The sequence below is a fragment of the Mesorhizobium sp. LCM 4577 genome, from assembly GCF_001854795.2.
In the GTDB taxonomy this organism is placed as follows: domain Bacteria; phylum Pseudomonadota; class Alphaproteobacteria; order Rhizobiales; family Rhizobiaceae; genus Mesorhizobium; species Mesorhizobium plurifarium.
The window spans coordinates 16,571-36,456 of record NZ_MDDU01000020.1 but is presented as its reverse complement, the minus strand read 5'-3'; the positions used below and the strand labels follow the sequence as shown (position 1 = coordinate 36,456).

The following is a 19,886-nucleotide window of genomic DNA, read 5'->3' as shown; positions in this document are numbered from 1 at the left end:
AGAGGTCGGATTGCCCCGAATTGCCTTCGCAATTCGGTTGGCAATCCGGGTGAGGGTCTGTCGCTCAGCCGTAGATCTGCTTGTGGACCTGGTAGAGCATCTCGGAACGGTCGGCGCGCAGATCGGCGAGATCGCGGCTCGACAGGTTCTCGATTTCGGCGACGAGACGGTTGTAGTGGCGGCGCTTGGCGATGCTGGCGCGGGCACGGGAGACAAGATTGTCGAACATGACAGGGTTCCTTTAAGGCCGAACTGTTTCGGCTATGCCGCATTGGCGCGGCCGGTTGTTCCTCCCTGACGATTGCGAGGATGACATAGGAATGGTGCGTTGCAAAAGAAAGATGTTGCAATGCACCATTGCAATCAGCGCATAGCCGGTTAATTCCGACCTAACAGGCCTATGTGCCCGGCCTTGCAGCCGAGATGGCGCGCTTCACGCAGTTCTCATCCGTTTTGTCATACAAATTGCAGGCCTGCCGTCTTGCCAGATCGGCTTCGGGCTGGCTTGATCCGCCCGTCACCTGATGCCGGGAGGAAATTGATGGCGGCCGCTGACTATTACGAAATTCTCGATCCGCGCTTCGCGCGCCTGTTCAACGGCAGCGCGCAGGTGGAAAAGCTGTTCACGGGCTGCCGCTGGGCGGAAGGACCGGCCTGGTTCGCGGCCGGCCGCTATGTCGTCTGGTCCGACATTCCGAACAACCGCATGCTGCGCTATGACGAGACCGACGGCAGCGTCAGCGTGTTCCGCCAGCCGTCCGGCAATTCCAACGGCAACACGGTCGACCGTCAGGGCCGGCTGGTGACCTGCGAGCATTCCGGCCGCCGCGTCAGCCGCACCGAGTTCGACGGCTCGATCACCACCATCGCCGAGAAGTGGAAGGGCAAGCGGCTGAACTCGCCTAACGACGTGGTGGTGCGCTCCGACGGCTCAATCTGGTTCACCGATCCGAGCTACGGCATCGATACCGACTATGAGGGCGACAAGGCCGAAAGCGAGATCGGCGCCTGCAACGTCTATCGCGTCGATCCGGAGACGGGCGATGTCGAGGCCGTCATCACCGACATGGTGCGGCCGAACGGGCTCGCCTTCTCGCTCGACGAAAGCCTGCTCTATGTCGTCGACACCGGCCGCACGCATGGCGAGAAGAACCCGGCGCATATGCGGGTCTTCAACGTCGGCAAGCACGGCAAGAAGGTTTCGGGCGGCAAGGTGTTCGCCGACTGCACCGCCGGCCTGTTCGACGGATTCAGACTCGATTCGGACGGCCGCATCTGGACAAGCGCTGCCGACGGCATCCACTGCTACGACCCGGACGGCACGCTGATCGGCAAGGTCAAGGTGCCTGAGGTGACCGCCAACTGCGTGTTCGGCGGCAACAAGCTCAACTGTCTCTACATCGCCGGCACCACCTCGCTCTACATGGTGCGGCTGATGGTGAATGGGGCCAAGACCTATTGAGCGAGACTGTTTGGAAATTCTACTCCGGCGGCCATCTGCCGGCGGTTTCTGCGCTACTGCAGCGCCGCGCGTCCTCTTGGACGCGCAAAGGACGCTGCAGGAATTTTACTTGGCGCATGATCCTTTCCGAAATCGATTTCGATTTCGGGGTCATGCGCAGGCTCACGGACCTAAAAGTCCGCTCCGCTCCGGTTCTCGAAACCACCACCATATGACTCGCCGGAGCGAATTTCGAAACAGTCTCGGCCGTGCAAGCAACCGAAGGGGAGGGAGCAAAAATGCCATTCGTCAACATCCGCATCGTCAAGGAAGTGATCGCCGCCGATCCGGCCGGCAAGAAGGCTGACATCGCCAAGAAGGTGACCGCGGCCATCATGGACGCCACCGGGCTCAGCAACAACGATGTCTGGGTGGTGTTCGAGGAGGTCAACGCCCGCGACTGGTATGTCGGCAAGACCGATGTCGAGACGCTGCGAAAGGGGTAAAGGCTCTTCCAGGGCCTAAAAGTTGCGAGGGGTCGGCGGGACAGCGGCCCCTCTGTCTGCCGGACATCTCCCCCACAAGGGGGGAGATTAGATGTCGCCTCGGCTTTCGCCAATCGTCGACGTTGCAGGAGCGTGCCGGCGCCGAAACTGCCAATCTCCCCCGTTGTGGGGGAGATGCCCGGCAGGGCAGAGGGGGGCGCGAAGGATCGCAAGCGAAGCAGGTCAGCGCTTACTGTGATCGAATAAACCCCACGAATCCCTGCACCGCCTCACACATCGCCTGGCGGTTCGAACCCTCCGCCAGGATCATCTCCATCTCCGCCGGCTTCTTGCCCAGCAGCGCGATCTCCAGCGCCCCCTCATACATCGCGAACGACATCGTCCGCATGATCTCGGCCAAGGCGGCCCGCGCATAGAGCGAGCGCGGCGAGGCATGCACCAGCATCGCCGGCTTGCCGAGGGCGGCGTCGCGCGAGACCAGCCAGTCGAGCGCGTTCTTCATGCCGCCGGGCACGCCATGCGCATATTCCGGGCACGAGACGATGACGCCGTCGGCGCGGGTGATCATCTCGATCAGGCGTGCCGCCTCGGGCGGCGTGCGGTCGCCCTCATCGTCGGGGTTGAAGATCGGCAGCCGGCCGAGGCCGTCATAGACCTGGACATGGCAGTCCGCGGGCGCGTTGGCGGCCAAGGCGGCAACGAGGGCCGAATTGGTCGAGGCGGCGCGCAGGCTGCCCGATATGGCGATGATGTCGATCAAGGGAGAACCGGACGAGGAGTGAGTCGTCCGGAAAGCCTACCACATGGTCTGGCGGTAATCGTCGTCCAACTCGCGATCGATCTCACCGGCACTTTCGCTCAGCGCCAGCTGGTCGCGGATGATCTGGCCGAGCGTCGGCAGCGTGGCGCGATCGTACCAGGTCTCCGGCTTCCAGAGGTCGGAGCGCATGAAGGCCTTGGCGCAATGCATATAGGCGGCCTTGACCGTCACCACGATCACGCTCTGCGGCTCCTTGCCGTCGACGGCCAGGCGTTCGCGCAAGGCGGGATCGACGGTGATGCGGGCGTCGCCATTGACGCGCAGCGTCTCGTTCATGCCGGGGATGAGGAAGAGCAGCCCGACCGACGGGTTGCGGATGATGTTTTCCAGCGTGTCCAGCCGGTTGTTGCCGGGCCGGTCGGGAATGGCGATGGTCGAGTTATCGAGGATGGCGGTGAAGCCGGGCTTGTCGCCCTTGGGCGTCACGTCGGCATTGCCGGCGCCGTCGGAGGAACCAATCAGCACGAAGGGGCTCTTGCCGATGAAGGAACGGCAATGGCCGTCGAGGGCTTTCAGTTCCTTGCGGATGGAGCCGTCGGTCGGCCGGGGCGTCTTGTAGATCGTCCTCAGCTCGGCATGCGTGGTCAGGAATTCCATACCGCCCCCCGTCCTGCGCTTAATTCCCCGCCTTCTCTTCCTTGGCTTTCTCCTCCAGCGAGTGGCGCATGATCAGCGGCATCTGGCTGAAGGTGAACAGCAAGGTGATCGGGATCGTGCCCCAGACCTTGAAATAAAGCCAGGTCGCCTCGGAAAAGTTGCGCCACACCACCTCGTTGAGCACGGCCAGGAACAGGAAGAACAGGCCCCAGYGGAAGGTCAGCTTGCGCCAGCCCTCGGCATCGAGCTGGAAGGCGGAATCGAAGACGTAGCCGAGCAGCGACCGGCCGAACAGTAGCCCGCCGAGAAGCGTGACGCCGAACAGCGAGTTGATGATGGTCGGCTTCATGAAGGCGAAGGTCTTGTCCTGCAGGTAAAGCGCCAGCGCGCCGAAGACGAAGACGACGATGGCCGAGACCAGCGGCATCAGCGGCAGGCTGCGCGTCAGCGCCCAGGAGGCGCTCAGCGAAAGTGCGGTCGCGACCATGAAGAAGGCGGTGGCGATCAGGATCGGCTCGCCAAGATGGGTGAGGATGGGAAATTTCTCGGCCAGCCACTCGCCACGAATGGTGGTGAAGAAGAACACCAGGCCCGGTCCCAGCTCGAGCAGGAACTTCAGGCCGGGATTCATCGGCTTGCGGCGTGGATCGGACGGGTCGCGTTCGAGGATGTTCATAAAAGTCCTTCTTGCGCATGATCTGGCCGAAAAGCAGGCGGCCTTCCAAGATCACGCCCTTGTTCAAGCCACGCCGGCGATCGCCCGGGCGAATTCGCTGGCGGAAAATGGTTCGAGGTCGTCGACCTGCTCGCCGACGCCGATGAAATAGACCGGCAACCTGTGCTTGGCGGCGATCGCCACCAGAATACCGCCGCGCGCCGTGCCGTCCAGCTTGGTCATCACCAGTCCGTTGACGCCGGCGACGTTGCGGAAGATCTCCACCTGGTTCAGCGCATTCTGGCCGGTGGTGGCGTCGACCGTCTGCAGCACCGTGTGCGGCGCTTCCGGATCGAGCTTGCCCAGCACGCGCACGATCTTTTCCAGCTCGGCCATAAGCTCGGTCTTGTTCTGCAGGCGCCCGGCCGTATCGATGATCAGCACGTCGGAGCCGGCCTCCTTCGCCTTTTCGAAGGCGTCATAGGCAAGGCCCGCCGCATCGGCGCCGAGCTTGGTGGCGATGACGGGCGATTTCGTGCGCTCGCCCCAGATCTTCAGTTGCTCGATCGCGGCGGCGCGGAAGGTGTCGCCGGCGGCCAACATCACCTTGAGGCCGCCGTCGGTCAGCTTGGCGGCGAGCTTGCCGATGGTGGTCGTCTTGCCGGTGCCGTTGACACCGACGACCAGGATGACATGCGGCTTGTGGCTGAGGTCGAGCTCCAGCGGTTTCGCGACCGGGGTCAGCACCTTCTCCACTTCCGCCGCCATCACGGCGCGGACCTCGGAATCGGAGACGTCGCGGCCATAACGGCTGGAAGCGAGCGAGTCGGTGACGCGGAGCGCCGTCTCCACGCCAAGATCGGCGCGGATCAGCACGTCCTCCAGATCCTGCAGCGTGTCCTCGTCCAGCTTTCGCTTGGTGAAGACGCCGGCAATGTTGCCGGTGAGCTCGCGCGACGAGCGGGCCAGCCCTTCGCGCATGCGCTGGAACCAGGAACGCCGCGGCGCCGGCTCCGGCGCTTTCACCGGCTCGGCCTTCTGTTCGACCTTTTTCGAGACCGTCACCTTGCCGGCGGCGGGTTTTGGCTCGGGAGCGGGTTGTAATGTTGGAACGAGCGCCGGCTCTACCTCGGCGCCGTCACCCCGCCCCGCCACGTCGTGGCGGCGCTCCCCATCGAGCGGAGGGTGGGGCGTCGGCGCGGCTTCAGGCTCTGGCGCGATCTCGGCATGGATCGGCTGCGGCTCGACGGGCGCAGGCTGGCGAAGGGGAGGCAAGGCTTCCGCAGGCGGGATTTCGCGCGCAGGCGTCTCGGCCGGAATCTCGCTGGGCGGCGTCGGCACCTCGACCGGCGTCGGCTCAGGTTGCGGTTCCGGACGCGAAGGCTCGATATCCGGCTGAGCCGGCGCAGGTACGGGCACCTCCTGCGGTGTGGGTTCGGGCGCCGGGCCTGGGGTGGGCTCGGGCTCTGCCGGGGGTACCGGCACTTCTTCCGGTGAGGGCGGTTCGGGCGTCTCCGGAGCCGGTTGCGGTTCCTCTTCCGGCTTGGGGCCGGGCAGCGGTTCCGGCTCAGGCGGAACGGTCGGCTCAGGCGTCGGTGGAACGGTCGGAGCAGGCTCGGGTTGCGGCTCTTCAGGGGCAGGTTGAGGCGCAGGCTCTTCGGGGGTCGGTTGAGGCGCGGCCTGATCGGCCTCCGGCTTCAGTGCGTCGAGCTGATCCCATTTGATCGGCGGCAGCGGGGCCGTTTCGTCGACGCGCTCCTCGACGACCTCTTTCTTGCCGAACGAAAATATCTTCTTGAAAAAACCAGCCATGCGTCTCGCAGTTTCTCAGGCGGCTTGCGCGGCCAAGGGCGCCGCAATCAGCCGGGCGCCGTCATGGCCGGTGATGATGGCCTCGACGATCTCGCCGGGCGCGCCGGTGTCGATCGCCGCCAGCGTGAAGCCTTCGGTGCGGCCGAGCCCGTCGCGCTCGATCAAGATCGACTGCCGCGTGCCGGCAAGCGATGACAAATGACGGCGATAGGCGGCCTCGCCGGCGGCGCGCAGCCTTGCGGCGCGCGCCTTCACCACCTCTCGGCGGACCTGCGGCATGCGCGCGGCGGGCGTGCCTTCGCGAGGCGAGAACGGGAAGACGTGCAGGTGCGTCAAGCCGCATTCCTCGACGATCTTCTCCGAATTCTCGAACATCGCCTCGGTCTCGGTCGGGAATCCGGCGATGATATCGGCGCCGAAGACGACGCCGGGACGCAGCTTGCGCACATCCTCGCAGAAGCGGATCGACTGGTCTCTGCTGTGGCGGCGCTTCATGCGCTTCAGGATCATGTCGTCGCCCGACTGCAGCGACAGATGCAGATGCGGCATCAGCCTGGGCTCGGTGGCGATGGCGTCAAGCAGGTCGTCGTCGGCCTCGACGGAATCGATCGATGACAGCCGCAGCCGCTTAACATCCGGCACCTGGCGCAGGATGGTCTTCACCAGCTTGCCGAGCTTCGGGCTGCCCGGCAGGTCGGCGCCGAAGCTGGTCATGTCGACGCCGGTCAGCACGATCTCGGCATAGCCGTTGCCGGCGAGACGCTTGACCTGCTCGACCACGGCGCCCATCGGCACCGAGCGCGAATTGCCGCGGCCATAGGGGATGATGCAGAAGGTGCAGCGGTGGTCGCAGCCATTCTGCACCTGCACGAAGGCGCGCGCCCGGCCCTCGATGGCGTCGACCATGTGGCTTGCCGTCTCGCGCACCGAAAAGATGTCGTTGACGCGCGCCTTCTCGGTGTCGTTGACGCCGAAGTCGGGCAAAGCGCGATAGGAGTTCGCCTTGAGCTTCTCCTCATTGCCGAGCACGAGGTCGACCTCGTCCATGGCGGCGAAATTCTGCGGCTCGGTCTGCGCCGCGCAGCCGGTGACGATGATGCGGGCTTCAGGGTTCTCGCGGCGCGCCTTGCGGATCGCCTGCTTGGCCTGGCGCACCGCTTCTGCCGTGACGGCGCAAGTGTTGAAGATGACGGCGCCGCCTTGCAGCGCGCCGAGGCCGGCGCTCTCGGCCTCGCGGCGCATCACCTCCGACTCATAGGTGTTGAGGCGGCAGCCGAAGGTGACGACGTCGATGCCCTTGCCGGCGGGGGCCTGGGCCGCGCCTTTTTCAGGGGCGGACATCAGGCGGCGCTTTCGGTGTCGCGGACCCAGGCGCCGGTCGAGGGATCGAAGCTGCCGGAAAACTCCCATTCGGCGGCACCGGTCAGGATCACGTGGTCGTCGTCGCGCCATTCGACATTGAGTTCCCCGCCGCCGGGCGTCAGCAGCGAGACGCTGCGGCCGGTGCGCTTGGTGCGGGCGGCCGCCACCACGGCGGCACATGCGGCCGAGCCGCAGGCCTTGGTGAGACCGGCGCCCCGCTCCCAGGTGCGGATGATCATGGTCTCGGGCGACGTCACCTGGGCAATGGTGATGTTGGCGCGCTCGGGGAAGATCGGATGGTTCTCGAGCAGCGGACCGAAGCGCTCGAGTTCATAGGACCAGACGTCGCGGTCGACCCAGAAGATGGCGTGCGGGTTGCCCATCGAGACGACCGAAGGCGAATGCAGCACGGGCGCGTCGATTGGGCCGATCTGCAGCTCGATCATGCGGGTGTCGCGGAACTCCTCGGCGAGCGGGATCTCCTGCCAGCCAAAGCGCGGCTTGCCCATGTCGACCGAGATCGAGCCGTCGGCGTGCTCCTGAGCATTGAGGATGCCGGCGCGGGTCTCGAAGGTGAAGGTCTTGAGGCCAGTCTCGGCGGCTAAAGCCTGCACGACGCAGCGCATGCCGTTGCCGCAGGCCTGCGCGCCGGTGCCGTCGGAATTCAGGATGTCGATGTAATAGGCAGTGCCCGGCGTACGCGCGTCATGGATCGCCATGATCTGGTCGAACTTGGTCGCGGCGTCGGCGTTGAGGGCGATCGCCGCTTCCGCCGTCACCTTGTCGGCACGGCCGCGCATGTCGGCAACGATGATCTCGTTGCCGATGCCGTTCATCTTGGCGAAGGGGGCGGGGCCTGCCATCTAACCGGTCATTCCAGTTCCATTTGGCCGCTATATGGCTGAAACGGCCCGGAATTACCAGTCCAGCCCGAGTCTTATGTGACGGCGAAGACGCCGAGCACGATCAGCAGGAAGATGATCAGGACGATGCCGATGAGGATGCGTGCGCCGGTAGCGGCCGCTCCGGCCAAAGCCGGCATGCCGAGCAGGCTCGCGGCGGCGGCAATGATGAGAAGGATGATGATCCACTTGATCATGGGAAGCTCCGGCGAAATTGCGTCGGCGGATCAACGCGTTTGGCCGGTTTGGGTTCCTTTGTCAGATGGGCGGTACGTCCCACACTTCGCCCGGTCGCATGGCGCGGAAGCGCTCTGGCGGCAGACTTTGCGCCTCTAGAGCCTCGGCCAGTTTTTGCGCCGGCTCCTCGACCGGCTCGTCGGTGAGATGGAAGGTGCCCCAATGGCAGCCAGCGGCGTGAGCAGCGTTGCAGAGCTTCATGCCCTCTACGGCCTCCTCCGGGTTCTGGTGCTGCGGCGCCATGAACCAGCGCGGCTCATAGGCGCCGATGGGCAGGATGGCGAGGCGGAAGCCGCCATGCTTTTCTCCCATCAGCCGGTAGTTGATGCCGTCGTGGAAGCCGGTGTCGCCGGCAAAATAGATGTTGCCGCCCCCTGTCTCGATGACGAAGCCGGCCCATAGCGCCATGCGGCGGTCGCGCCCGCCCCGCGCCGACCAGTGATGCGCCGGCTCGACATGGATGGCCGCCGCGCCGATGTCGATCCGATCGCCCCAATCATGCGCGCTAAGCCGCATGCCGGGCACCGCGCGGCCGACGATGGCGTCGTTGCCGAGCGGCGTGAGCACCAGCGGGTCGTGTCTCTCCTTCAGCCGCTTCAGCGTGGCGAGGTCGAGATGGTCGTAGTGATTGTGGCTGACCAGGACCAGGTCGATCGGCGGCAGGTCGGCAAAGGCGATTCCTGGCGGATTGACCCTTCTCGGGCCGGCAAAGGCGAAGGGCGAGGCGCGCTCCGACCAGACTGGATCGGTCAGGATGTTCAGCCCTGCGGTCTGGATGAGAAGCGAGGCATGGCCGACCATGGTGAGCCGAAGCGCGCCGCCATCCAGCCGCCCATGCGGCTTTGCCGGCGGATGGGGGCTCGGAAAGGCAGCCGGCCATTTCGGCCGCTTGCCGCTGAATTGCCATCTGAGCAGATCGCTGAAGCGCCCGGGCGGCTTGCCGCCGGGGTTGAAGAACAAGGCGCCGTCGAAATGATCGCTGGGCGGGCCGTGGTAGTAGCGGTTGGCGGTTCTTCTTCTCTCGGCCATTCACTCTCCCGCCGGCTCGATCTTTCCTGAGATAAGGACGCGCTCGCCTGGCGCAAGCATTTTGCTGGCGAATGCCAACGGGCGGAGACCGGTTCAATTAGGATCGGGAGAGAGGGTGATCGTCATGGCGATGAAGCGGACCAAGACACCGTGGATGAAGGCCGAGGATTTCGGCCGCTCGCTGCCGCATGGGGTGGGCGTCAACCTGTTGGTCACCGATATGGCGGCAATGGAGGCTTTCTGCCGCGAGGTGCTCGGGGCCCGCATCATCTATGCCGATGAGGATTTCGCGGCGGTCGAGCTGTTGGGCTCGATCTTCATGCTGCATGCCGATCATAGCTATCTCGACAATCCGATGACCGGCGTCACTTCTGGCGCCGACACACGCGGCGCCGGCATAGAGCTACGCCTTTACGGCGCCGATCCGGATGCGGTCGAGAAAAAGGCGGCGGCGCTTGGCCACATTGTGCTGGCCGGCTCGGCCGATAAGCCGCATGGCCTTCGCGAATGCTACGTCGTCGGTCCGGACGGCTACGTGTTCGTGCCCAGCGCGCGGATTTAACGCTGCCATTTCAACGGTTTATGTGGCCGCCGCCAGCGGTGTCCCGGCGCTGTTCGCTTGTTGCGATAAATTTGCAACAGCTGGTTCGAAAACCCTATTTTAACCATATCGGGTTGAAATTCTGCCACCTTCGCCGTCTTGGTGAAGCGAAGATTACGCGGATGGCTCCCCCCGGCCGGATCCGACGGAGGTTTTGATGAATTTTTCGATGACCCGCCCCTTTTCGCGGCCCCCCCTCTTTTCGCGGAGCGGCCTCGTGGCCGTATCGCTGGCCGCGCTGGTTGCGAGCGGCTGCTCTACCTCGCGCTTCTCGTCGATGGACGACCAGCAGCCGGCGCCGCTGACGCCGGCGCCGTCCGGCACGGTAACGCAGAACCAGCTGCCGCCGCCGGCTTCCCCCGGTACCACCGATCCTTCGCAATTCCCGACTGCGCCGAAGAACACCCAGGTCGCTTCGCTGCCGCCGGACGGTACGGCGCCCGCCGGCGCCACCGATCTCACCGCGGCCAGCGTCGCCGGCGTGTGGAACGTCAATGTCTCCGGGCAAAGCTGCAAGGTGGCGACGCCGCAGACCAAGTTCGGCGCCGGCTACCGCGCCGGTCCGCTGCACTGCCCGGCGCCGATCGACGGCATCAAGTCGTGGAACGTCGCCGGCAAGCAGCTGACGCTCTACGACGAAAATGGTGGGACGCTCGCCAGGCTCTATTCGTCGGGCGGCGAAAAGTTCGACGGCCAGACTTCCAATGGGCAGCCTATCTCGCTTACAAGGTAGGCTATGCCGATATTCAGGTGAGGCCGGCCTGCGAATGACGGCTTCCTGCGCTTCCGGTGCTCACGTACTTCAGGTACGCTCCGCTCCGGTTCTTGGAACCCACCGTTCTCGGCTCGGCCTGACCTGAATCTCAACATAGCCCGGCGCCTTCTCAGGGCATTCTGCTCAAAGTAATGACGTGAACCCATGCATTTGCGCGACGGCCTCCAGACCCATGCGACCGTCAAGCAGCGCTACGACCATCTGGTTGAAAGCGGCGCGGTCGAGCGCGATCCGGCGCAGGAGCGCATCGTCGCCGCGCTCGACCGGCTGATCGACGAGATCTCGGCCAAAAGGCTGGCGCATAAATCGAGCGCGCTGGGCTGGCTGTTCGCGGCCAAGCGGCAGCCGCGCGAGCCGGTCAAGGGCCTCTACATCCATGGCGGCGTCGGCCGCGGCAAGACCATGCTGATGGACATGTTCTTCGAGCTGTTGCCGGTCCGGCGCAAGCGCCGCGTGCATTTCAACGACTTCATGGCCGATGTGCAGGACCGCATCCAGAAGCACCGGCAGGCGCGCAAGGAAGGCACGGTCAAGGAAGACGATCCGATCCCGCCGGTGGCGCGGGCGCTGGCCGACCAGGCCTGGGTGCTGTGCTTCGATGAGTTTTCCGTCACCGACATCGCCGACGCGATGATCCTGTCGCGCCTGTTCTCGGCGCTGTTCGCCAACGGCGTGGTGCTGGTCGCCACCTCCAACGTGGCGCCGGAGAACCTTTACCGCGACGGGTTGAACCGCCAGCTCTTCCTGCCGTTCATCTCGCTGCTCGAGCGCAATGCGGCCGTGATGACGCTCGACGCCGACAAGGACTACCGGCAGGAAAAACTCAACCGGCAGCCGGTCTATGTCACGCCGGACGATGCTTCGGCCGAGCGCGCGCTGGACGAGGCCTGGAAGGCGATGACGCATGGCAAGCCGACCGAAGCGGTGACGCTGACGCTGAAAGGCCGCCAGCTCGTCGTGCCGCGCGCCGCCGGCGACGCGGCGCGCTTTTCCTTCGCCGACCTGTGCGAAAAGCCGCTTGGCGCGCGCGACTATCTGGCGCTCGCCGACCGTTTCTCGACCGTCTTCGTCGACCATGTGCCGGTGCTGGGCGAAGGCAAGCGCAACGAGGCCAAGCGCTTCATCCTTTTGATCGACACGCTCTATGACCACCGCATGCGGCTGGTGATGAGCGCCGCGGCGCCTCCGCAAGAGCTCTATACGGCGAAGCGCGGCACGGAAGTGTTCGAATTCGAGCGCACCGCATCGCGCCTGGTCGAGATGCAGAGCCGCGACTGGCTGGAAGGCTGGGCGGAGCGGCGGCAGGCCGCGCCGGTGGCGGAGGCGCGGCAGGCGCAGGGATAGCCTCCTCGCCTTCGTCATCCTCGGGCTTGACCCGAGGATCCATTCCGTGACGTCCGAACATGGAACGCGCTGGAGCAGAATTCTGAACCGTTCCAAAGCTTTAGCGTCACGGCATCGATTCTAGGGTCTGCGCGCGTCGCTTCACTCCTTGCTCCGCCCTAGAATGACGAGGCGGAGGGGTCTTCGGCTAATCTCACAGCTGATACACATACATCACGAAATCCTCCGCCTTCCCGTGCGGCTCCTTCCGCGTTTCATAAAGCGCCCGCGCCGGCTCGTTATCCGGCTCGGTCCCGACCCAGGCTTCTTCGCAGCCATGTTCGCGCCCGATCTCGAACATGGCGTCGAGCATCTTTCTCGCGATGCCCTTCCGCTGGAAGGGCGGCGCCACGCCGACCTCGTCGATATAGAGCTCGCTCACTTTGTCCGGATGACGGTGGACGACGGCGGCACACTGGCCGACCACGATTTCGTCAATTATCGCAACGATCATGAAATGGCCGGGCGCGTTGAGATAGGCCGCGAGGCGGTCCGGCCGTACCGGTTCATCGAATACCGCGTCGGCCACTCGCATCACAACAGCGTCATCGCCGGGATGAAGCCTTCTGATTTCGACGTTCATTGTGTAAATTCTCCTCAGTCGGCTCACGAATTTTGACGTTTACGTAATTCCCGAAGCATCTAACCGATTGAAAACACTGGGTCCGAAATAATCGTTTGAATTTTTCTTTGGCCGGAGCTATTCGGTGCGGCTAATTCTCGCGGTTGCTCGCATCCTTTCGGCCTCTCTGGCCACGTCACCGTCTCGTCATAGACAAGGGAAAACATCCTCACATGGCACGCAATAAGATAGCGCTCATCGGCTCGGGCATGATCGGCGGCACGCTCGCCCATATGATCGGCCTCAAGGATCTCGGCGACGTGGTGCTGTTCGATATCGCCGAGGGCATTCCGCAGGGCAAGGGCCTCGACATCGCGCAGTCTTCCCCCGTCGATGGCTTCGACTCCCGGCTGACCGGCGTCAACGACTATGCCGGCATCGAGGGCGCAGATGTGTGCATCGTCACCGCCGGCGTGCCGCGCAAGCCGGGCATGAGCCGCGACGACCTTCTCGGCATCAACCTTAAGGTCATGGAACAGGTCGGCGCCGGCCTGAAGAAATACGCGCCGAAGGCCTTCGTCGTCTGCATCACCAACCCGCTCGACGCCATGGTCTGGGCGCTGCAGAAGTTCTCCGGCCTGCCGACCAGCCATGTCGTGGGCATGGCCGGCGTGCTCGACAGCGCCCGCTTCCGCTACTTCCTGGCCGAGGAGTTCAAGGTCTCGGTCGAGGACGTCACCGCTTTCGTGCTCGGCGGCCACGGCGACTCGATGGTGCCGATGATCCGCTATTCGACGGTGTCGGGCATCCCGCTTCCCGACCTCGTCAAGATGGGCTGGACTTCCAAGGAGAAGCTCGACCAGATCGTGCAGCGCACTCGCGACGGCGGCGCCGAGATCGTCGGCCTGCTCAAGACCGGCTCGGCCTACTACGCGCCCGCGGCATCCGCGATCGCCATGGCGGAATCCTACCTCAAGGACAAGAAGCGCGTGCTGCCTTGCGCGGCGCATCTGTCGGGCCAGTATGGCGTGAAGAACACCTATGTCGGCGTTCCGGTGGTGATCGGCGCCGGTGGCGTCGAGCGCGTCATCGAGATCGACCTGACCAAGGCCGAGCAGAAGATGTTCGACAATTCGGTTGCGGCCGTCCAGGGCCTGACCGAGGCCTGCACCAAGATCGCCCCGCATCTCGCCGGCAAGTAATCGTCCTACCCGGAGATAAAGCGCATGAACATCCATGAGTATCAGGCCAAGGCGCTGCTGAAGACGTTCGGCGCGCCGGTCGCAAGCGGCGTTCCGGTGTTCAAGGCCAGCGAGGCGGAAGCCGCGGCAGCAGCGCTGCCCGGCCCGCTCTATGTGGTGAAGAGCCAGATTCATGCCGGCGGCCGCGGCAAGGGCAAGTTCAAGGAGCTCGGCCCGGACGCCAAGGGCGGCGTGCGGCTGGYGAAATCGGCGGCGGAAGTCGTCGCCAACGCCAACGAGATGCTCGGCCACACGCTGGTGACCAAGCAGACGGGCCCCGCCGGCAAGCAGGTCAACCGCCTCTATATCGAGGACGGCGCCGACATCGCCCGCGAGCTCTATCTGTCGATCCTGGTCGACCGCTCGGTCGGCCGCATCGCCTTCGTCGTTTCCACCGAGGGCGGCATGGACATCGAGACGGTCGCGCATGATACGCCCGAAAAGATCGTCACCGTCGCCATCGATCCGGAAAAGGGCGTGACGGCGGACGACGTGAAGACGCTCAACGCTGCGCTGAAGCTCGACGGCGATGCGGCCAAGGACGGCGCCTCGCTCTTCCCGACGCTCTACAAAGCCTTCGTCGAGAAGGACATGAGCCTGCTCGAGGTCAATCCGCTGATCGTCATGAAGGACGGGCATCTGCGCGTGCTCGACGCGAAAGTGTCGTTCGACAACAACGCGCTGTTCCGCCATCCGGACGTGACGGAATTGCGCGACACCACCGAAGAGGACGAGAAGGAGATCGAGGCGTCGAAATACGACCTTGCCTATGTCGCGCTCGACGGCAATATCGGCTGCATGGTCAACGGCGCCGGCCTTGCCATGGCGACGATGGATATCATCAAGCTCTATGGCGCCGAGCCGGCTAACTTCCTCGACGTCGGCGGCGGCGCCTCCAAGGAAAAGGTCACGGCGGCATTCAAGATCATCACCAAGGATCCGGCGGTCGAAGGCATCCTGATCAACATCTTCGGCGGCATCATGAAATGCGACGTCATCGCCGAGGGCGTGATCGCCGCGGTCAAGGAAGTCGGCCTGAAGGTGCCGCTGGTGGTGCGCCTCGAAGGCACCAATGCCGAGCTCGGCAAGAAGATCATCAACGACAGCGGCCTCAACGTCGTCTCGGCCGACGACCTCGACGACGCGGCCAAGAAGATCGTCAAGGCGGTGAAGGGCTGAGCGGATGCCTCCGCGCAAGATAAACCTGGTCGAGGCTGCGGATCAAAAGATCGCCAAGGTCTTCGATCCGCATATCGCCGGCGACGTCAACGATGCCCAAGCCAAGGTCGCCAAGTTCGGCGAGGTCTTCGACTGGCATGCGCATGACCATGAGGACGAGGCTTTCCTGGTGTTGCGCGGCAGGATCGCCATCGATTTCCGCGACGGGCCGGTCGAGCTCGGCGAGGGCGACTTCATCGTCGTGCCGCGCGGCGTCGAGCACCGGCCGCGGTCGCTGACGAAGGAGCCGGTGGTGCTGATGTTCGAGCCGGCGACGACGCTCAACACCGGCAACGCGAAAAGTGAACTGACCGTCAGCGAGCTGAAGCGGCTATAGGGGGGACGGGCGTCATGAGTGACAACCAAACAGTCCAAATGACATTTGATCGGGAAACGATGGACATGCTGGCCGCGTGTGCGAACTGGCGCGGCGTTCCCATCGAAGAACTGGCCAAGGCTTATGTCCAGGACTGGCTCGACATCGATTTTCCCGAATCGCAGGGCAGGCACACCCGTCGAGGCATCTATCGGGATGGACCGATCACCCTCGGCGAACAGGCCCGTCAGCAAACTTCGCCGAACTGGCGGGACGAACTTGGAATCAACCGACTGCAACCCCGTTCCGAATAAGGCCGGCACGTAGGCCTCCATAATCCAAAGGATAGCTCCCCGCATGTCCATTCTCGTCGACAAGAACACCAAGGTGCTGGTCCAAGGCCTGACCGGCAAGACCGGCACGTTCCACACCGAGCAGGCGCTGGCCTATCACGGCACCAAGATGGTGGGCGGCATCCACCCGAAGAAGGGCGGCGAGACCTGGACCGGTTCGAAGGGCGAGACCCTGCCGATCTTCGCCACCGTGGCCGAGGGCAAGGCAAAGACCGGCGCCAACGCCTCGGTCATCTACGTGCCGCCGGCGGGCGCCGGCGAGGCCATCCTCGAGGCGATCGAGGCCGAGATCCCGCTGATCGTCTGCATCACCGAAGGCATCCCGGTGATGGACATGGTCAAGGTCAAGGCGCGGCTCGACCGCTCGACCTCGCGGCTCATCGGCCCGAACTGCCCGGGCGTGCTGACGCCCGACGAATGCAAGATCGGCATCATGCCCGGCAACATCTTCCGCAAGGGCTCGGTGGGCGTTGTTTCGCGCTCGGGAACACTTACCTATGAGGCAGTCTTCCAGACCACCAATGTCGGCCTCGGCCAGACCACGGCGGTCGGCATCGGCGGCGACCCGGTCAAGGGCACCGAATTCATCGATGTGCTGGAGATGTTTCTCGCCGACGACGAGACCAAGTCGATCATCATGATCGGCGAGATCGGCGGCTCGGCCGAGGAAGACGCCGCGCAGTTCCTCAAGGACGAAGCCAAGCGCGGCCGCAAGAAACCGATGGCGGGCTTCATCGCCGGGCGCACGGCGCCGGCCGGCCGCACCATGGGCCATGCGGGCGCGGTGATCTCGGGCGGCAAGGGCGGCGCGGAAGACAAGATCGCGGCGATGGAATCGGCCAGCATCAAGGTCTCGCCGTCGCCGGCGCGGCTCGGCACGACGCTGGTCGAGGCGATCAAGGGTTAAGGCAGTAGTGAGTAGGCAGTAGTAGTGAAAAGGGACGAACGGGCGAGTAGCAGCTGAGCGGGAATTCCATCGTCCTACTCACTACTGCCTACTCACTATTCCCTAAAAAGGAGACGGAGCCAGGCTCCGCAGACGAAAATGGCAAGACAAGATCAGGCCAACGACCAATTCTCGCTCACCTCATTCCTTTATGGCGGCAATGCCGATTATATCGACGCGCTCTATGCCGCCTATGAGGATAATCCGGCCTCGGTCGACCCGGAGTGGCAGGATTTCTTCGCCGCGCTGAAGGACGACGCGGGCGACGTCCGCAAGAACGCCAAGGGCGCCTCCTGGGCCAAGCCCTCCTGGCCGCTCACGGCCAATGGCGAGCTGGTCTCGGCGCTCGACGGCAATTGGGGCCTGGTCGAGAAGGCGATCGAAAAGAAGGTCAAGGAAAAGGCGGTCGTCAATGGCGCGGCCCTTTCCGACGCCGACGTGCACCAGGCGACGCGCGATTCCGTGCGCGCCATCATGATGATCCGCGCCTACCGCATGCGCGGCCATCTGCACGCCAATCTCGATCCGCTCGGCATCGCCAAGCCACTCGAGGACTATAACGAGCTGTCGCCGGAGAATTACGGTTTCACCGAAGCCGATTACGACCGGCCGATCTTCCTCGACAATGTGCTCGGCCTCGAATTCGGCACCGTTCGGCAGATGCTGGACATCCTGACCCGCACTTATTGCTCGACGCTCGGCGTCGAATTCATGCATATCTCCGACCCGGAAGAGAAGGCCTGGATCCAGGCGCGCATCGAAGGCGCCGACAAGGAGATCACCTTCACCGCCGCCGGCAAGAAGGCGATCCTGTCGAAACTGATCGAGGCCGAGGGTTTCGAGCAATATATCGACGTCAAGTACAAGGGCACCAAGCGCTTCGGCCTCGACGGCGGCGAAGCGCTGATCCCGGCGCTGGAGCAGATCGTCAAGCGCGGCGGTCAGCTCGGCCTGAAGGAGGTCGTGCTCGGCATGGCCCATCGCGGCCGCCTCAACGTGCTTTCCCAGGTGATGGCCAAGCCGCACCGCGCCATCTTCCACGAGTTCAAGGGCGGCTCGGCCGCGCCCGACGACGTCGAGGGCTCGGGCGACGTGAAGTACCATCTCGGCGCCTCGTCGGACCGCGAATTCGACGGCAACAAGGTGCATCTGTCGCTGACGGCCAACCCCTCGCACCTGGAAATCGTCGACCCCGTGGTGATGGGCAAGGCGCGCGCCAAGCAGGATCAGCTCGCCGGCCGCGAGCGCGGCGAGATCGTTCCGCTGTCGGAACGCGCCAAGGTCATGCCGCTCCTGCTCCACGGCGACGCGGCGTTCGCCGGCCAGGGCGTGATCGCGGAGATGTTCGGGCTGTCCGGCCTGCGTGGTCATCGCGTCGCCGGCACGCTGCATTTCATCATCAACAACCAGATCGGCTTCACCACCAATCCGCGCTTCTCGCGCTCGTCGCCCTATCCCTCGGATGTCGCCAAGATGATCGAGGCGCCGATCTTCCACGTCAACGGCGATGACCCGGAAGCGGTGGTGCATGCCGCCAAGGTGGCGACCGAGTTCCGCATGAAGTTCCACAAGCCGGTGGTGGTGGACATGTTCTGCTACCGCCGCTTCGGCCACAATGAGGGCGACGAGCCGGCCTTCACCCAGCCGATCATGTACCGCAACATCCGCACCCATAAGACGACGGTGCAGATCTATGCCGACCGGCTGATCGCCGAGGGCCACGTCACCCAGGCCGAGGTCGACAAGATGCGGGCCGACTGGCGCGCGCATCTCGAGGCCGAATTTGAAGTCGGTCAGTCCTACAAGCCGAACAAGGCCGACTGGCTGGACGGCGCCTGGTCGGGCCTGCGCAGCGCCGACAACCAGGACGAACAGCGCCGCGRCAAGACCGCCGTGCCGGTGCGCACGCTGAAGGAGATCGGCAAGAAGCTGACCGACGTGCCGAAGGATTTCGAGGCGCACAAGACCATCCTGCGCTTCCTCGAAAACCGGCGGCAGGCGATCGAATCGGGCGAAGGCATCGACTGGTCGACGGCCGAGGCGCTGGCCTTCGGCGCCATCCTGCTCGACGGCAACCCGATCCGGCTTTCCGGCCAGGATTCGGAACGCGGCACCTTCTCGCAGCGCCATTCGGTGCTCTACGACCAGCGCGACGAGACCCGCTACATCCCGCTCAACAACCTGTCGGCGGCGCAGGCCGGCTACGAGGTCATCAACTCGATGCTGTCGGAAGAGGCGGTGCTCGGCTTCGAATATGGCTACAGCCTGGCCGAGCCCAAGGCGCTGACGCTCTGGGAGGCGCAGTTCGGCGACTTCGCCAACGGCGCGCAGGTGGTGTTTGACCAGTTCATCTCGTCGGGCGAGCGCAAGTGGCTCAGAATGTCGGGCCTGGTCTGCCTGTTGCCGCATGGCTATGAGGGCCAGGGGCCGGAGCACTCGTCGGCGCGCCTGGAGCGCTTCCTGCAGCTTTGCGCGGAAGACAACATGCAGGTCGCCAACGTCACCACACCGGCCAACTATTTCCATATCCTGCGCCGGCAACTGAAGCGCGACTTCCGCAAGCCGCTGATCCTGATGACGCCGAAGTCGCTGCTGCGCCACAAGCGCGCGGTGTCGACGCTGTCGGAGATGTCGGGCGAAAGCTCGTTCCACCGGCTTTTGTGGGACGACGCGCAGCTCTTGGCCGACCAGCCGATCAAACTGGTGAAGGACTCCAAGATCCGCCGCGTCGTGCTGTGCTCGGGCAAGGTCTATTACGACCTCTACGAGGAGCGCGAGAAGCGCGGCATCAACGACATCTACCTGCTGCGCGTCGAACAGCTCTATCCGTTCCCGGCCAAGGCGCTGATCACCGAGCTGTCGCGTTTCCGCAACGCCGAGATGGTGTGGTGCCAGGAAGAGCCCAAGAACATGGGCGCCTGGTCGTTCATCGATCCCTATCTCGAATGGGTGCTGGCGCATATCGACGCCAAGCATCAGCGGGTGCGCTACACCGGCCGGCCGGCCTCGGCCTCGCCGGCGACCGGGTTGATGTCGAAGCATCTCAGCCAGCTCGCCGCCCTGCTCGACGACGCTCTCGGCGAATAGACCGGACGAAACAGACCTCAAGAAGAGACAAACGGACAGGCAC

Annotated in this window: 21 protein-coding genes; 11 read left to right on the top strand and 10 right to left on the bottom strand. The window is 64.4% G+C overall.

The features are described from left to right. Window positions 1–64: 64 nt before the first annotated feature. Window positions 65–229, bottom strand: coding sequence for a hypothetical protein (locus tag LCM4577_RS20505; RefSeq protein ID WP_116390116.1), 165 nt, complete (start codon window positions 227–229; stop codon window positions 65–67). 312 nt (window positions 230–541) lie between these two features. Between LCM4577_RS20505 and LCM4577_RS20500 the strand changes: the two genes are divergently transcribed. Continuing rightward, complete coding sequence (locus LCM4577_RS20500; RefSeq protein ID WP_041010984.1) at window positions 542–1,462, top strand: SMP-30/gluconolactonase/LRE family protein; 921 nt, start codon at window positions 542–544, stop codon at window positions 1,460–1,462. A gap of 278 nt (window positions 1,463–1,740) precedes the next feature. Beyond that, on the top strand, window positions 1,741–1,947 hold the full coding sequence (locus LCM4577_RS20495) for a 4-oxalocrotonate tautomerase family protein (protein WP_041003007.1): 207 nt from the start codon (window positions 1,741–1,743) through the stop codon (window positions 1,945–1,947). Window positions 1,948–2,176: 229 nt separating this feature from the next. On the opposite strand, the gene LCM4577_RS20490 is transcribed toward LCM4577_RS20495, so the two are convergent. The 8 genes from LCM4577_RS20490 to LCM4577_RS20455 form a co-directional block, all read right to left on the bottom strand. Next, on the bottom strand, window positions 2,177–2,707 hold the full coding sequence (locus LCM4577_RS20490) for an NADPH-dependent FMN reductase (RefSeq protein WP_071073143.1): 531 nt from the start codon (window positions 2,705–2,707) through the stop codon (window positions 2,177–2,179). Window positions 2,708–2,743: 36 nt separating this feature from the next. Further along, window positions 2,744–3,364, bottom strand: a complete 621-nt coding sequence (locus tag LCM4577_RS20485) for a pyridoxamine 5'-phosphate oxidase family protein (protein ID WP_040987847.1) — start codon at window positions 3,362–3,364, stop codon at window positions 2,744–2,746. A gap of 19 nt (window positions 3,365–3,383) precedes the next feature. Next, window positions 3,384–4,040: a septation protein A gene (locus LCM4577_RS20480; RefSeq protein WP_071073141.1), complete on the bottom strand. Its 657-nt coding sequence runs from the start codon at window positions 4,038–4,040 to the stop codon at window positions 3,384–3,386. 63 nt (window positions 4,041–4,103) lie between these two features. Continuing rightward, on the bottom strand, window positions 4,104–5,831 hold the full coding sequence (ftsY, locus tag LCM4577_RS20475; RefSeq protein WP_071073139.1) for a signal recognition particle-docking protein FtsY: 1,728 nt from the start codon (window positions 5,829–5,831) through the stop codon (window positions 4,104–4,106). Window positions 5,832–5,846: 15 nt separating this feature from the next. Then, on the bottom strand, window positions 5,847–7,172 hold the full coding sequence (mtaB, locus tag LCM4577_RS20470; RefSeq protein WP_071034164.1) for a tRNA (N(6)-L-threonylcarbamoyladenosine(37)-C(2))-methylthiotransferase MtaB: 1,326 nt from the start codon (window positions 7,170–7,172) through the stop codon (window positions 5,847–5,849). Then, window positions 7,172–8,056, bottom strand: a complete 885-nt coding sequence (gene dapF / locus LCM4577_RS20465; RefSeq protein ID WP_071034166.1) for a diaminopimelate epimerase — start codon at window positions 8,054–8,056, stop codon at window positions 7,172–7,174. The genes mtaB and dapF overlap by 1 nt, the downstream gene beginning before the upstream one ends. 74 nt (window positions 8,057–8,130) lie before the next feature. After that, a complete protein-coding gene (locus tag LCM4577_RS20460; RefSeq protein ID WP_040987840.1) occupies window positions 8,131–8,292 on the bottom strand; it encodes a DUF1328 family protein in 162 nt (53 codons plus the stop codon). Between the two features lie 61 nt (window positions 8,293–8,353). Further along, window positions 8,354–9,361, bottom strand: a complete 1,008-nt coding sequence (locus tag LCM4577_RS20455) for an MBL fold metallo-hydrolase (protein WP_071073135.1) — start codon at window positions 9,359–9,361, stop codon at window positions 8,354–8,356. A gap of 124 nt (window positions 9,362–9,485) precedes the next feature. Here LCM4577_RS20455 and LCM4577_RS20450 point away from each other — a divergent pair, with 124 nt between their 5' ends. From LCM4577_RS20450 to zapE, 3 genes are all read left to right on the top strand, one after another. Continuing rightward, a complete protein-coding gene (locus LCM4577_RS20450; RefSeq protein WP_083354796.1) occupies window positions 9,486–9,923 on the top strand; it encodes a glyoxalase/bleomycin resistance/extradiol dioxygenase family protein in 438 nt (145 codons plus the stop codon). A 208-nt stretch (window positions 9,924–10,131) separates the two neighbouring features. Next, complete coding sequence (locus LCM4577_RS20445) at window positions 10,132–10,695, top strand: protease inhibitor Inh/omp19 family protein (protein WP_040987992.1); 564 nt, start codon at window positions 10,132–10,134, stop codon at window positions 10,693–10,695. A 186-nt stretch (window positions 10,696–10,881) separates the two neighbouring features. Continuing rightward, window positions 10,882–12,081 carry a cell division protein ZapE gene (zapE, locus tag LCM4577_RS20440; RefSeq protein ID WP_071073134.1) on the top strand — a complete coding sequence of 400 codons (1,200 nt, stop codon included), beginning with the start codon at window positions 10,882–10,884 and terminating at the stop codon, window positions 12,079–12,081. Between the two features lie 193 nt (window positions 12,082–12,274). On the opposite strand, the gene LCM4577_RS20435 is transcribed toward zapE, so the two are convergent. Continuing rightward, window positions 12,275–12,703 (bottom strand): GNAT family N-acetyltransferase, encoded by a 429-nt coding sequence (locus LCM4577_RS20435; RefSeq protein ID WP_071073132.1) that lies wholly within the window; start codon window positions 12,701–12,703, stop codon window positions 12,275–12,277. Window positions 12,704–12,915: 212 nt separating this feature from the next. On the opposite strand from LCM4577_RS20435, the gene mdh reads away from it, so the two are divergent. The 6 genes from mdh to LCM4577_RS20405 all read left to right on the top strand — a co-directional run bounded on the left by mdh (window position 12,916) and on the right by LCM4577_RS20405 (window position 19,843). Next, complete coding sequence (gene mdh, locus LCM4577_RS20430) at window positions 12,916–13,884, top strand: malate dehydrogenase (protein ID WP_040987833.1); 969 nt, start codon at window positions 12,916–12,918, stop codon at window positions 13,882–13,884. 24 nt (window positions 13,885–13,908) lie between these two features. Next, the gene (gene sucC / locus LCM4577_RS20425; protein WP_071073130.1) at window positions 13,909–15,102 is read left to right on the top strand and encodes an ADP-forming succinate--CoA ligase subunit beta; all 1,194 of its coding nucleotides are present in this window, start codon (window positions 13,909–13,911) and stop codon (window positions 15,100–15,102) included. A 4-nt stretch (window positions 15,103–15,106) separates the two neighbouring features. Then, window positions 15,107–15,478: a cupin domain-containing protein gene (locus LCM4577_RS20420; protein ID WP_040987829.1), complete on the top strand. Its 372-nt coding sequence runs from the start codon at window positions 15,107–15,109 to the stop codon at window positions 15,476–15,478. A 14-nt stretch (window positions 15,479–15,492) separates the two neighbouring features. Then, on the top strand, window positions 15,493–15,771 hold the full coding sequence (locus LCM4577_RS20415) for a hypothetical protein (RefSeq protein WP_131803490.1): 279 nt from the start codon (window positions 15,493–15,495) through the stop codon (window positions 15,769–15,771). 43 nt (window positions 15,772–15,814) lie between these two features. Beyond that, window positions 15,815–16,717, top strand: a complete 903-nt coding sequence (gene sucD / locus LCM4577_RS20410; protein ID WP_071073128.1) for a succinate--CoA ligase subunit alpha — start codon at window positions 15,815–15,817, stop codon at window positions 16,715–16,717. 138 nt (window positions 16,718–16,855) lie between these two features. Further along, window positions 16,856–19,843, top strand: a complete 2,988-nt coding sequence (locus LCM4577_RS20405; RefSeq protein ID WP_071073127.1) for a 2-oxoglutarate dehydrogenase E1 component — start codon at window positions 16,856–16,858, stop codon at window positions 19,841–19,843. Window positions 19,844–19,886: the final 43 nt, after the last annotated feature.